This window comes from Citricoccus sp. CH26A (genome assembly GCF_000224415.1).
GTDB lineage: Bacteria > Actinomycetota > Actinomycetes > Actinomycetales > Micrococcaceae > Citricoccus.
The window spans coordinates 192,972-206,253 of record NZ_AFXQ01000002.1; the positions used below are offsets into that span (position 1 = coordinate 192,972).

Here is a 13,282-nt window from a genome sequence, read left to right on the forward strand (position 1 = left end):
CCGGCCGCCGTCGCGGACGCGTGGTCAGGCCGCGTCCGCCCAGTCGTTCCGACGCCGGATCAGGTCCTCCTGGGCCAGCCGCGAGTCGTACCGGCGCCGCCGGGTGGGCCAGGTGAACACGAGCGTGAGGACCAGGGTCACCAGGACGAGCACGCCCACGGCCAGCCCGGCATCGATCCAGAACTGGTTCGGGTAGAGCCGGATCAGCGAGTCGCTGGCCAGGAACGTCCACGTGCCCTCGGCGAAGAACAGGCCGTGGAACGCGGCGAAGAACTGCTGCCAGCCCAGCACCGCCAGCATGCCGAGCGCGATCAGCACCACGAGCATCCACAGGGACCCCGCGAACAGGGCGCGGCGGATCCCACCCTTGGCGGCGCGGGACAGCGCGACCATGAACAGCAGGCACAGCAGGCCCAGCAGCAGGCCCACGCCCATCGTGATGAGCATGACGAGCTTGACGTCCGTCATGTGGGAGACCTCGGTGCCCGTGAACAGGGCCGACCCGTCGTGCTGGAGGTCCCCGAGATAGCGCTCCGGCGCGGCATTGAACAGGTAGTCCATGCCGGCCGACCCGTAGGTGAGCCGGTCGTCGGTGGTGAAGCCGTACGGGTCGTCCGGGAAGCCCGGGCGGTGGTACTCGATCCACAGGAACACCGGCGAGGCGACGAGTCGCACGGCAGCGATGAGCACCACCACCGGGAAGAAGACGGCCAGCAGCACCTGCATCACCCGCGGCCCCGTCGGGGACCCCTTCAGCGCCTCGTCGCGGGCGGCGGCGCGGGCCTCCGCGTCGCGCAGCTCGCGGCGGTTCTCCTCGGGCTCCCGCGTGGCCGGCCCGGCGGCAGGACCGCGGGGGTGCCCCGCGACCGGTGCCGGCAGGCCACCCGGGCCACCGGACCAGGCACTCGCCGGCTGGGGTTGCGGTTCCGGCCGGGCGGTGGCGGTCACCACGTCGGTGTCCGCGCCCCGGGCACGCGCACCCGGCAGGTCCCGGACCGTGCCCCGTGCCGCTCCTGCCGCGCCGCTCCCGGCGCCGTCGCCGGCGGTCAGGCGCTCCAGCTCACTGCGGTCGATCGACTGGGTGGGCTGGGTGCCCGCCTCGGCCTGCGCGGTCTCGCGCCGGTCGGCACCGGACAGGACCTCGGTGTCGGAGCCCCGGTCGGCACCGGACAGGACCTCGGTGTCGGAGCCCCGCTCGGCGCTCCACCCGGCATCCCGCCCCGCATCCCGGGCGGCGGACGCCGGGATCTCGTCCGTGGAGTCCTCGGCCTCGCGAGGACGCACCCCGTCCCGGCCCGCGTCGGTGCCGCCGGTGGTCCCGCGGCCGGGCGTGGCCTGAGCGGTTCCGTCCGCGGTCCCGGACGCGGTCCCGTCGGTCCCGTCGGTCCCGTCGGCGGCATCGTCCTCGACGTATGCCGCGTAGTCCAGGCCGCTCTCAAACTGCGGCGCCTCCAGGTCCTCCCCACGGGTGCCACCCCAGTCGTCGACGGTGTCCCGGTCCTCCCGGCTGTCCCCGCCCGGACTCGTGCGTGCCATGGTGTTGCCTCCCGCTCGTTGCGCTGTCGCCTGTCCTCGGCACCGAGCCTAGTGTCGTCCGGACCCGAGCCGTCGGGGGCGCACCGCGACCGGGCACGATCCCCCTCCCCCGGTGTCCGCGGGACCGGACTCAGGCGGTGAGCCGGCGGGCACCGGCGTCGTGGGCCTCGAGGTCCCCGGTGGCCCCGGCACGCACCGCGCGGCGGCCGAGCACGAGCGTGTAGGTCCAGTACGCGGCGAGCACCGCCGCCCCCAGCCCCAGGCGCAGCCAGTGGGGCAGCGTCGAGGGCGTCACGAACCCCTCGACCACTCCGGACACGGCCAGCACGAGCACCAGGCCGGCGGCCACGGTCATCAGGGACCGGCCCTCCGCGGCCAGGGAGTCCAGCCTGGTCCGCTGGCCCGGGGCGACCCAGGCCCAGAAGATCCGCAGGCCTGCCGCCCCGGCGATGAAGATGGCCGTCAGCTCCATGAACCCGTGCGGGAGGATGTACAGGAAGAAGGTGTCCAGTTCGCCGTGGGCGGCCATCACCCCACCGGAGATCCCCACGCCCTGGGCGTTGAGGAACAGGACGTAGGGCACGAAGTAACCGGTGATGCCGAAGGCCACCTCCTGGGCGGCGATCCAGGCGTTGTTCGTCCAGACCTGGCCGGCGAAGGACGCGGCCGGGTTCTCGGAGTAGTAACCGGTAAACCGCTCCTCGGCGTACTCGCGCACCTGGTCCTCGCTACCCAGCGCGGCCAGCACCTGCGGCTCCTGCGCCACCCAGAGACCGAACCAGGCCGCCACCAGGCAGAACAGGGCCCCGAGGACCACGGTCAGCCAGCGGATCCGGTAGAACGCCGCGGGCAGCTGCTCCACGAAGAAGCGCGAGAACCCGGCCGCCGCGTTGGACGGGGCACCCGTGATGCGGTTGCGGGCCCGGGCCAGGACCATGGACAGCCCGGCCGCCTGGGGGCCGTCCGGGTCGTGGGCCTGCACCACGGCCAGGTGGGCCGACGCCCGGCCGTAGAGCTCGAGCAGCTCATCGGCCTGTCCGGCGTCGAGCCGTCGGGTCCTCGCCAACGCGTCGAGACGCTCCCACAGGGAGCGGTGCACGGCGGTGTAGGCGTCCAGGTCCACGGTCCTCAGGGTACCGGCGGCTACGCTGGCCCGAGGCCCGCTCCGCAGGGCCCGACGAGGGAGGACGCATGACGACCACGGTGGTGACCGGTGAGGCCGTCGTCCTGCAGATCCGGCCGGCCTCGTTCGTGGTGCGGGCCGGCGGCGCACTGCTGGACGGCCTGGTGATCGCAGGGGCCTTCGCGCTGTCGGCGTGGGCCCTGGCCGCCACCGTCGTCGAGGAGCTCGACCCCGCGGCCGCCCAGGCCGCTGTCCTCACCCTGGTGGTGGCCTGCCTGGTCGGCCTGCCCCTGGTGTGGGAGACCCTCAGCCGGGGCCGCTCCCCCGGCAAGCTCGCCTTCGGCCTGCGGGTGGTCCGGGACGACGGCGGCGCCATCCGGCTGCGGCACGTCCTGGTCCGCGTCCTGCTAGGCGTGTTCGAACTGTGGATGACCCTCGGTTCGGTGGCGGTGCTGGCCTCCCTGTTCAACGAACGGGGCAAGCGACTGGCGGACATGGTGGCCGGCACCCGGGTGGTCACCGAACGACGGCCGCGTGTCCCGGCGCCACTGCCCGGGGTGCCCGGGACGATGACGGGCTGGGCGGCCGTGGCCGACGTCGGGCGCATCCCGGATGCCCTGGCCGCCTCCGTGGCCCAGTTCCTGCGCGCCGCGGACCGGGTCCCCCCGGTCACCCGGAACGCCACGGCCACCCGGCTGGCGGCCCGGGTGGCGCCCTTCGTGGCACCTGGACCGCCCGCCGGCGCCAGCGTGGAGGAGTTCCTGCTGGCCGTGATGGCCGAGCGGCGCAACCGGGACTATGCCCAGCTCACCCGGCAGCAGCGGGCCACCGAGGCAGCCGCCGGTCGCATGCGCTCCCTGCCCTACGCCTGACGGCCGCCTGGCGGGAGCACCCGGACGACTGTCCCCGGCCGCCGGCGGCCAACCGCCGACCATATCCTGGATAAACCCGTCAGGATGGACAATTCCCCCGGTCATGCCGGGGGGAATTGTCCATCCTGTGATGGGTCAGAACGAGAGGACAGAACTCAGTAGCGGTAGTGGTCCGGCTTGTAGGGGCCGGCCACGTCCACGCCCAGGTACTCGGCCTGGTCCTTGCTCAACTCCGTCAGGTGCGCGCCGAGGGCCTCCAGGTGCAGGCGGGCGACCTTCTCGTCCAGGACCTTGGGCAGGACGTAGACCTGCTTGCCGTACTCCTCGCCGGTGATGGAGCCGTGACGGGCGAAGAGCTCCATCTGCGCCATCACCTGGTTGGTGAAGGAGGCGCTCATGACGAAGGACGGGTGGCCCGTGGCATTGCCCAGGTTCAGCAACCGGCCCTCGGAGAGCACGATGATCGAGCGCTCGGTGTCCGTCCCGGTGTCGAAGGTCCACTCGTGGACCTGCGGCTTGATCTCGGTCTTGACCACGCCGTCCACGCGGGACAGTCCGGCCATGTCCAGTTCGTTGTCGAAGTGGCCGACGTTGCCGACGATCGCCTTGTCCTTCATCTGCAGCATGTCCTGGGCCATGATGATGTCCTTGCCACCGGTGGTGGTGATGAAGATGTCCCCGGAGGCCAGGACCTCGTCCAGGCGGACCACCTGGTACCCGTCCATCGCGGCCTGCAGGGCGTTGATCGGGTCCACCTCGGTGACGACCACGCGCGCGCCCTGGCCGCGGAAGGCCTCGGCGGCCCCCTTGCCGACGTCCCCGTAGCCGCAGACCACGGCGGTCTTGCCGCCGATCAGCACGTCCGTGCCCCGCATGATGCCGTCCGGCAGCGAGTGGCGGATGCCGTACTTGTTGTCGAACTTGGACTTGGTCACGGCGTCGTTGACGTTGATGGCCGGGAACAGCAGCTGGCCGGCCTCGGCCAGCTGGTAGAGCCGGTGCACGCCCGTGGTGGTCTCCTCGGTGACGCCGCGGATGCCCGCTGCGATCCGGGTGAAACGCTGCGGGTCCTCGTGGATGGAGGCGCGCAGTGTCTCCAGGATGATCTGGTACTCCTCGGCGTCATCCGTGGTGGGGCTCGGCACGGCGCCGGCGGCCTCGAACTCCACGCCCTTGTGCACCAGCAGGGTGGCGTCTCCGCCGTCGTCCAGGATCATGTTGGGGCCCAGTTCCGGGTCCTGGTCCGCACCGGGCCAGACGAGGATCTGGGAGGCGGTCCACCAGTAGTCGGACAGGGTCTCGTTCTTCCAGGCGAAGACGGGCACCCCGGCCGGGGCCTCGGGGGTGCCGTTGCCGACGACGACCGCCGCGGCCGCCTCGTCCTGGGTGGAGAAGATGTTGCAGGACGCCCAGCGGACCTCGGCGCCGAGGGCCGTGAGGGTCTCGATCAGCACGGCGGTCTGCACGGTCATGTGCAGCGACCCAGCGATGCGGGCCCCCTTGAGGGGCTGGGCCTCGCCGAACTCCTCGCGCAGGGCCATCAGTCCGGGCATCTCGTGCTCGGCCAGGCGGATCTGGTGCCGGCCGGCCTCGGCCAGGGACAGGTCGCGGACGGCGAAGTCGAAGGTGGCCCCGGGCACGGTGACGCGGTTGGCGTAGCCCGGATCGGTCGCGGGGCTAGGGGCGCTGTCGGCAGGGATCTCAGTCATGCTCCCCAGCCTAGAACAGTCAGCGGGCCCGCCCCGGCCTAGCGTTCGCCGGAGTCACGCAGCAGGCGCAGCACGGGCCGCCCCGGCCGGGCCGGGGCCTCGCCGTTGAGCGGTTCCGGCCGGGGGCCGGCGTCGGGACCGGTTCCGCGGCGCACCGTGGGCCGCGGGGGGTCCTCCCGGGGCGCGGGCTCACGCACGGCGTACGCGAGGGCCAGCAGGTCGTCGGGTTCGGGCGGCGGGTCCGGGACGGAGCCCTCCGGCGCCTCGATGCGCAGCAGTTCCCAGCCCTTGGGCGCGGTCATCGTCCGCGCGTGACGCTCGCACAGGTCGTAGGTGTGCGGCTCGGCCAACCGGGACATCGGCCCCAGGACCACCGTGGAGTCGGCGTAGTTGTACGTCAGGGTCGCCACGGCCGCCGTCCGGCAGCTGGTCTTGGAGCACTGGCGTATCGATCCCACGGCAGACCACCCTACCGCCCCGGCGGGCTCTCGTGGGGAGGCGTGCCCGGTACACACCCGGGCGGGGCGGGACTAGCATCGAGTCATGATGTCCTTCGAACCGATTGCGGTCACTGGGGGCGCTGGAACCGGGGTCCCCGGTGTTCCGCCCGCGCGCCACGCCCGGCGGGACCGCCGGGGCCGGGGACTGCGCGGGCCATTGCTGCCGGGAGTGCTGCCCGGGTCCCGCACGCGCAACGAGAGGTTCGACGACCACCTGGCCGCGGCCGTCGAACGCCTGGCGGAACTGTGCGGACCGGCCGTGGAGCAGGCGCGCTTCCGCGCCACCATGGTGCCCGAGGGCCTCGAGGAGCGCCTGGAACTCGTCCGGGTCTGGGGTGCGGAGCTGGTCGAGGACCCCACCGGCACCACCCGGCGCGACCCCGACGGCACCGTGGTGATCACCATCCACCGGCGACCGATCGAGGCCCGGTGCCCGGCCCCATCGTTGCTGGCCGACCTCGTCTACGGGGCGGTCGTGGAGCAGTGGGCGGCACTGACCGGCGTGGCCCCGGAGTCCGTGGACCCCGACTTCCACTGGTAGGCCGTACCGGCCCGGCCGGCGGTCAGTACCCGACCCGCACCGGCAGCCCGTCGGACCGCTCGGCGCGCGGCGTCACCGGATAGGCCGAGATCCCCTGGGCGGTCCGGACCGAGACCCCGGCGTGGACCTCTCCCTGCACCGTGGCCAGCAGGACACCGGACACGGTGTCGCCCGTGTCCGCCAGTCCCGCGGCCGACACGGTCCGCGTGGCCGCCGGACCGATCTTCCGCACGGTCGGCTCGCCGAGGCTCCCGTCGGCGAGCACGGGCGTCAGTTCCACGGTGCCGCCCCGCTCCGCGTAGAGCGCCAGGGTCGAGGTGGCTGCCGACGGCAGGGCGACGACCCGCTCCACCCCCAGGGGACGGACGGCGGACACGGAGGACACGTCGATCGGTCCCCCGGCCGTGCCGCTCTGCCCCTGGGCGCTGGCCGTCACGGGCGCGTCCGCACTGACCGCCACGGTGTACGTGCCCGCGTCCAGGCCGGTCAGCGGCATCCGCACCGTGGACCCGGACCCGACCCGCACCACCCCGCCGCCGGGCAGTTCCACCGGCCCGTCGGGACCGCTCACGGACACCTCCGCGGTCGCCGCGAGGCTGGGGGCGGCGATCGTCACGGCGGGCGCCACGCCCTCGTAACCGTCCTGGCCGGCGACGCCGCGCACCGTCCGGGGACCCGGCACCGCGACGCCGGGCACGACCGTCCGGGGCGCGGGTGCCGCCGTCGGCTGGATCACCTCCACCCCGCCCGGGTCGAGGCCGAACAAGCGGTTCTGCTGGATGAAGGCGCCCACGGCCCCGCCCTGGGCACTGACCCGCACGGCCAGGTGCTGCTCGCCGGGGGCCAGGCCGCCCAGCACCAGGGACCTGTTCTGCCCCGGAGCCAGGACGATGCCCGCCGTGCCGGCCGCCTCCACGGGCCCCTCGGCGCCGTACAGGCTCAGGTCGACCGTGCTGGCGCTCGCGGAGGGGTTGGACAGGACGAGGACGGCGGTGGTCCCCACGGTCGTCGCCGCCCCCGTCAGCCAGTGCTCGTGGCCCGGGGGGATGCAGTGGGTGGCGTCCGTGCCGGCCAGGTCCCCGTCCGCGGCGGAGTACGCCGAGACGGTGTCCGCCCCGGTGGGCTGCCCGCCCAGCGGTTCGACCGCGACGGCGGCCGCCTCGCCGTCCGCTCCCCCGGGCGCCTCGACGGTGGCCACGCTGGCCTCGCGGACCGGGACGCCGTCCGGCCCGGCCGTGGCCGGCTCACCCTGCTGGACCCGCTCGGGCTGGCGTGGGGTGAGCCGCCGAGCCTCCTGGCCAGCCCCGGCACTCGCACCCGGCACCAGGGGACGCAGGGTGCTGCCCGGGAACCGGCCGGCCAGGTCGGAGAGCAGGACGGAGGTCAGGCTCGAGTCGGCCGTGGTGGAGACGGGACTGAACTGGGTGTCCGTGCCGCCCCCGGCGCCACGGGCCAGCCGCGGCGGTGGCGGACACACGCCCTGCGCGGGGGCCGCGGAGAGCCGGGCGGGCGCTGCCGTCCCATCGACCGCGGGCGCCACCGGGGCCGCCAGGCTGCCCAGCGCCACCGCACCGGCCACCAGGAGCACGACGCAGGCCCCGGCCACACCGGCGGACACCCGCCCCCGCCGGCCCAGGCCGCGCTCGTGGGCGTGCAGGGCGGCCTGGCGCCGCTGGTCGCGCGCGGCAGCGGCCTGCCGTGTCTTGCGCTGTCCCCTGCTCACCGGCTCGTCGTCCGACCGGGGCGAGTGCTGGAAGGTGTTCATCGCCGGACCGTCCCCTCGCGTGGCCCGCGGTGTCCTCCGCCGGGCCGCTCGCCCGTCCCGGCGCGCGCATCGGTGCGGCGTACCGGGGACGGGATGGCGAGCAGGACGGCGAGCACGAGCAGTGCACCGCCGATCCACCAGGTCCAGCTCCCGCCGGACGGTTCGTGCCACACCTGGAGCCGTCCGCCGCCGTCGGGCAGCTCGAAGGCCTGGGCCCAGTCGCCGCCGGTCACGGCCACCGGTTCCAGGGGTGTCCCGTCGAGGGTCGCCCGCCAGCCCGGATCGGCCCGCTCGGCCAGCACGAGGCGCCGGCCGCCCTCGGCCTCCTCGCCCTCGCGCGCGGCGGTCGCCGTGGCGATCCGGGTGTCCACCCGGTCCCCGTCGCGGGCCACCAGGTGGGTGGTGTTACCCGCGGCGTCCTCCAGGCGGACGCGCGCCGTGGTGAACCCCATCCGGTCCTGCAGTCCGTGGTCACCGGCCACCGGGATGCCGCCGTCCCGGGACGGGATCACCCGCCACAGCCAGCCGGAGTCGGTCAGGCCCACCGGGGCGAGGCCGGGGACCGCATCGATGGAGGCCGCGGTGCCGAGCTCCCCGCCGTCGGTGTCCCTCAGCACGACGAAGGCCGCGCCGAAGGACTCCAGCACCGGACGCGGGTCCGCCGTCGTGCCGGAGACCAGACCGGCCGCCAGGCTGCGCAGGGCCTCGTCCGCGGCGTCCGGCGAAGCGGCCCGGGGGGCCGGGAGCGGGCCGGCCAGCGACCGGGCCGCCCACCCGGCGCTGAGCCGGTCCAGGGCGGGCCCGGTGCCCCCGGCGAGGCTGACCTGCAGTTCCTCCGCGCGGCGTTCCAGCACCACGGTGCGGGTGGCCAGCGCACTGGTCCCCTGGTCCGCGGCGGTCGCCGGGACCAGCCGGACGGGACTGGCCACCACGGCGGACCCGGTCCCCAGGGTGGACAGCTCCGGATCCGGCTCGCCGTCACCCGAGCGCAGCTCCAGTGACTCGGTGCCGGCCACCTGGAGGGCCTCGGCCGGGACGGCGCGCGGGATGACCCAGAGCCCGGCCGTGAGCATGACGGAACCGGCCGCTGCGGTGGCGAGCACGGCGGCGCCGGTGCGGCGGGCCGCGCCCGGGGCCCCGAGGACGGTGGATCCCGCGACCGCCGCGAGCAGGACCCCGAGCACGGCGGTCGAGGTGAAGGGGCCGGTGAACACGGTGACCAGCCGGCCGTCGCCTCCCAGGGAGGTGGCGACCAGGGGGGCCACCGAACCGGCCACGACCGCGAGCACGGTGAGGAGCATCGCGGCGCGGGCGACCTGTCCGGCCCGGCCGCGACGGGCTGCGCCGACCACGGCCAGCACGAGGACCGGGAGGCCGATCACGAGCGCGGCGGTCAGCGCCCAGGGGAAGCCGGGGATCCAGGCGTCGAGCCAGGGCAGGGCCCGCAGCCCGGAGTCCGGGGCGAAGGCCTCCGGGAAGCCGAGGAGCTGCTGCCAGGCCGGGGCCGGGTCTGACGCCTGGGGGACGCCGGGATCACCCAGGACGGCCCGCAGGTCCGTCCAGTGGGTCACCAGGGCGGGCAGGAACAGGGCCAGCGCCGGAGCCGGCGTCCACCACAGCGTCCGGCCCCGCCGGCGCAGCACGGCGGCCAGCGCCAGCACGGCCCCGGAGAGGACCGGCAGCAGCGCGGGGGACGCCGCACCGATGACGGCCAGCAGCAGCGCGGTCCAGCCGGAGGCGGTCCAGGAGACCACTCCGCGGTGGCCCGGCCGGATCAGGACGCCGTCCGTGTCCGGACGGTCGGTGGCGGCGGAGCCGGTGGCCCGGAGTACGGCCAGGGCCAGCCACGGCAGCGCCAGGTGCACCAGCAGGGCCCCCGGCCTGCCCTGGCCCGAGGCCGTCAGCAGTGCCGGCGAGAGTCCCCACAGCAGGGCGGCCAGCAGGCGGGCAGCCCGGCCACGGTCCACGGCGCCGGCCGCCGTCCAGGCGCCGAGGGCCGCCAGCGGCATGGCCAGGACCGTCACCCAGACCAGGGCCGCCGAACCGTGCCCGGTCACCCCGAGCACGGCCAGGAGCAGGCCGAAGGGGCCGGGTTGCACGGAGGCCCCGGCCCCGGCCGCGGACCAGTCGGCGGTGGCGTGGTGCCACACGTCGGCCGGCGCCGCGGAGACGGGCAGCAGGGAGCCCCCGGACAGGGCCTCGGCGCCCAGGAGGTGGCGCAGGCCGAAGAGGCTCAGTCCCCCGAGCAGCAGCAGGGCGAACACCAGGCCCGTTCCCACCCAGGCGCGTTCGGGGGTCGCCAGGGCGGTGAAGTCGTCGTGGTCCCCGGTCGCCTCGGTCCCGGTGCCGGTGGACCCGGTGCCGTCCCCGATGACCTCGTCGGGCGCCTCCAGGTCGACGAGGCTGCGCCGGTAGGAGCGGACCTCGTGCCGGTCGGCCCGCAACGGGTCGACGACGGACCGCGGCGCCCGCCGGGTACGCCGGGCCTGCCGCCTGGACCGGGCCAGCGAGCCCGGGCGGACGAGGGTGCGCACGGTTCCGTTCAGGTGGGCGGCTCCCCGGCCGGGTTCCTTGGCGAGCAGGGCGGCGAGGAATCCACCGAGTCCGGCGAGCAGTCCCGCCACCCAGAGGAACGGCAGGGCCAGCGGCCGGGCGTGCTTGAGGCGCAGCCAGAGCGAGGATTCCCGCACGGCGGCCGTGCCGGCGGACAGGCCCTCTCCCGCGCCGTCGTGGCCGACCACGGCCTCGGGAACGACCACGACCCGGTGCCCGGCGAGACGGGCGCGCCAGCAGAGGTCGACGGCGGCCGCAGGGGCCGGCCCCTCGGGGTCCAGCCCGCCCAGTGCGGTCCACACGTCCGCGCGGACCAGCAGTCCCGGGGCAGAGACCGCGAAGACGTCGGTGCGCCCGTCGTACTGGCCCTGGTCCAGCTCGCCGGGCTCGATCAGGCTGACCGGCTCGCCGGCACCGGTGACCGCCAGGCCGACGTCGAGCAGGTGGCGGGGCCGGTCTGGCTCGACCTGCTTGCACCCGGCGATCGCCACGGAGGGGGAGGTCTCCACGGCCGCCAGCAGCCGGCGCAGGGCGTCGGGAGCGGCGCGGGCGTCGTCGTGCAGCCACCACAGCCAGTGTTCGGCACCGACGGGTCCGGCGCCCCGCGGGGAGACCGGGAGCGTGAGCCGGTCGGCGAGCCGGGTGACGGGTGACTGGATGAACCGGACGGCCCGGCCGGCGTCGTCGACCATGCGGGAGAGCGCCTCCCTCAGGTCGTCGTCCACCTCGCGCGCGAGGACGACGACGATTCCGTCCGGCGCGCGGTCCTGGTCCAGCAGGGAGCGGACGGCATCCGCGGCCAGCTCCGGCCGGCGGTCCACGACCACCGCGGCGGTGACGTACGGCTCGGTGCGCTCACCCCCGGCGACGTGGGCCGGGAGGGTGGCAGGAGAGGGGATCAGACCGACCGCTTCCGCAGGCGTCGCCTCTCCCGCTCCGAGAGTCCGCCCCAGATGCCGAAGCGCTCGTCGTTGCCCAGGGCGTACTCCAGGCACTCGCTGCGCACGGTGCAGGCGCTGCAGACCTTCTTGGCGTCCCGCGTGGAGCCGCCCTTCTCGGGGAAGAACGCCTCGGGGTCGGTCTGCGCGCACAGGGCGTCCACCTGCCAGGCCAGCTCGCCGTCGACGTCCCGGGGGTCGGCGAAGCCGGGCAGGCCCAGCCAGGCCACCGGACGGTCCGCCCCCGCGCTGTCCGGGGTCCGGTCGGCGCGCTCCGGCGCCGGGCCTCCGGGATGCAGGGCCGTGACGGTGGCGTGCCCCTGCCCGGCGTCCGGGTCCTCGGTCCCGTCGTGCTCGGCCAGGAAGGCCGTGGCCTGGTCCTCGAGGGACTGATCCTCCTGCAGCCGGCGTGCGGCGTCCGGGTCCGCCGGGTCCAGGAACCAGTCGGCGGGGACTGCTCGTCCGGGGTGCGTGCCCTCCAGTGCCCTGACACTGCCATTCTGCTGGATCCTCTGGACCTGCTGGGCGTTCTCCATGCGTTTCCTCCCCGTTCTCACGCTGCTGGCCTCCGAACCGGGATCTCCGGCGCTGGTGGCGTGGGCACGGGCTCGGGGCGCGCCAACCGACCACCTCCTCCGCGGGAACCGGGGCACACGCCCGACCCATCCCACGCGGGATGTGGCCCGAACACAGCGGAGGTCAGTGGTGAGCGGTGGGAAGCGCCGGGGTCACCGTGACCGTTCTGGAGTGAATTACATCCGTGTAACTCACCGTTCGTCAAACCGGGACGAGACAATGTCAGGGAGCGGACGGCGCAGGCTGTACCGACACGCCGCCGCTGCCACCGGCCCGACCGGCGTGTCGTGTCCAGTTGTCTGGACCACTCTAGGGTGGGCGGGGCGGGAACGCGCAGACAGGCCCCTGACGTGAGAGGACATCGCATCATGGTCAACCTGGGAACACCTGACCGCACGGGCCGCGGACCGGCCGACTGGTTCGAGGCGGTGGCCGCCTCGCCCCGGCCCGCCGTGGTGGACTACGCCTCGGGTGAGGACCGGGTGGAGCTGTCCGGGCGGGTGCTGGCGAACTGGGCGGCCAAGACCGCGAACCTGCTCGACGCCGAGGGGCTGGGGACCGGATCGACGGTCGCCGTGGACCTGCCGGTCGGCTGGCAGCCGCTGGCCCTGCTGCTGGGTACGGCGCGGGCCGGCGTGGACGTGGTGTTCACGGCCGGCGGTTCTGCGACGGACGCCGACCTGGTGGTCACCGACGCGCCCTCGGCCTGGGCAGACTCCCCCGCCGAACTCTGGGCGGTCGCCCCGGGGGACGACGGGTTGCCGGACCACGCGCTGGACTTCGCCGCCGAGGTGCGCGTGCAGGGCGACCGCTGTCCCCTGCCGGTTCCGTCCGGCGACCTGGCCGCGCAGGCGCGGGACTGGGCAGACGCCCATGACCTCACGGGGACGGACGGGACGGACGGCACCGGCCGGGCGGTCCGGGACGCGGAGCGCTCCGTGCGCTGGCTCCGGCGGGACCGGGGGCTCGTGGTGGCGGCGAGCGGTGGACGCCTGCACCGTGGCCTGGCGGGCGCCGTCCTGCAGGCCTGGGCCGCGGGCCTGCCGGTGGTGCTGGTGCCCACCGGTCACGCCGACGACGACGCCTCGGCCGGGATCATCGCGGCCGAGCGGCTGGGCGACGCGGTGGAGGGGCCGGAGGGACAGGCGCCGGGCTGAGACCGGGGCGGG

The 13,282-nt window shown here is 75.0% G+C and carries 10 protein-coding genes; 3 read left to right on the top strand and 7 right to left on the bottom strand.

Translation table 11 applies throughout. The features are described 5' to 3' along the window. Window positions 1-24 precede the first annotated feature (24 nt). Both CITRI_RS20045 and CITRI_RS0102130 read right to left on the bottom strand, forming a co-directional pair. Window positions 25-1,536, bottom strand: coding sequence for a TIGR01906 family membrane protein (locus CITRI_RS20045; RefSeq protein ID WP_010142916.1), 1,512 nt, complete (start codon window positions 1,534-1,536; stop codon window positions 25-27). A gap of 130 nt (window positions 1,537-1,666) precedes the next feature. Beyond that, window positions 1,667-2,659, bottom strand: a complete 993-nt coding sequence (locus tag CITRI_RS0102130; RefSeq protein ID WP_010142917.1) for a stage II sporulation protein M — start codon at window positions 2,657-2,659, stop codon at window positions 1,667-1,669. A gap of 68 nt (window positions 2,660-2,727) precedes the next feature. On the opposite strand from CITRI_RS0102130, the gene CITRI_RS0102135 reads away from it, so the two are divergent. Next, window positions 2,728-3,531 carry an RDD family protein gene (locus CITRI_RS0102135; RefSeq protein WP_010142918.1) on the top strand — a complete coding sequence of 268 codons (804 nt, stop codon included), beginning with the start codon at window positions 2,728-2,730 and terminating at the stop codon, window positions 3,529-3,531. Between the two features lie 155 nt (window positions 3,532-3,686). Here the strand turns inward: CITRI_RS0102135 and ahcY are convergent, their stop codons facing one another. Both ahcY and CITRI_RS15925 read right to left on the bottom strand, forming a co-directional pair. Next, a complete protein-coding gene (gene ahcY, locus CITRI_RS0102140; protein WP_010142919.1) occupies window positions 3,687-5,240 on the bottom strand; it encodes an adenosylhomocysteinase in 1,554 nt (517 codons plus the stop codon). 38 nt (window positions 5,241-5,278) lie between these two features. Further along, window positions 5,279-5,650, bottom strand: coding sequence for a DUF3499 family protein (locus CITRI_RS15925; RefSeq protein ID WP_010142920.1), 372 nt, complete (start codon window positions 5,648-5,650; stop codon window positions 5,279-5,281). A 133-nt stretch (window positions 5,651-5,783) separates the two neighbouring features. Between CITRI_RS15925 and CITRI_RS15930 the strand changes: the two genes are divergently transcribed. After that, entirely contained in the window at window positions 5,784-6,281 is a 498-nt protein-coding gene (locus tag CITRI_RS15930) for a metallopeptidase family protein (protein ID WP_141565900.1), read from the top strand. 22 nt (window positions 6,282-6,303) lie between these two features. Here CITRI_RS15930 and CITRI_RS15935 read toward each other — a convergent pair whose 3' ends face one another. Genes CITRI_RS15935 through CITRI_RS20050 form a run of 3 tightly spaced genes read right to left on the bottom strand, consistent with a single transcriptional unit; the run spans window position 6,304 to window position 12,073 of the window. Further along, window positions 6,304-8,046 (bottom strand): DUF5719 family protein, encoded by a 1,743-nt coding sequence (locus CITRI_RS15935; RefSeq protein ID WP_010142922.1) that lies wholly within the window; start codon window positions 8,044-8,046, stop codon window positions 6,304-6,306. Continuing rightward, window positions 8,043-11,594, bottom strand: coding sequence for a glycosyltransferase (locus CITRI_RS15940; protein ID WP_255347876.1), 3,552 nt, complete (start codon window positions 11,592-11,594; stop codon window positions 8,043-8,045). Before CITRI_RS15940 ends, CITRI_RS15935 begins: the two co-directional genes overlap by 4 nt. Beyond that, on the bottom strand, window positions 11,498-12,073 hold the full coding sequence (locus tag CITRI_RS20050) for a WhiB family transcriptional regulator (RefSeq protein WP_010142925.1): 576 nt from the start codon (window positions 12,071-12,073) through the stop codon (window positions 11,498-11,500). The genes CITRI_RS15940 and CITRI_RS20050 overlap by 97 nt, the downstream gene beginning before the upstream one ends. Before the next feature lie 408 nt (window positions 12,074-12,481). Here CITRI_RS20050 and CITRI_RS18260 point away from each other — a divergent pair, with 408 nt between their 5' ends. Further along, complete coding sequence (locus tag CITRI_RS18260; protein WP_010142926.1) at window positions 12,482-13,270, top strand: TIGR03089 family protein; 789 nt, start codon at window positions 12,482-12,484, stop codon at window positions 13,268-13,270. The last annotated feature ends 12 nt before the right edge of the window (window positions 13,271-13,282 follow it).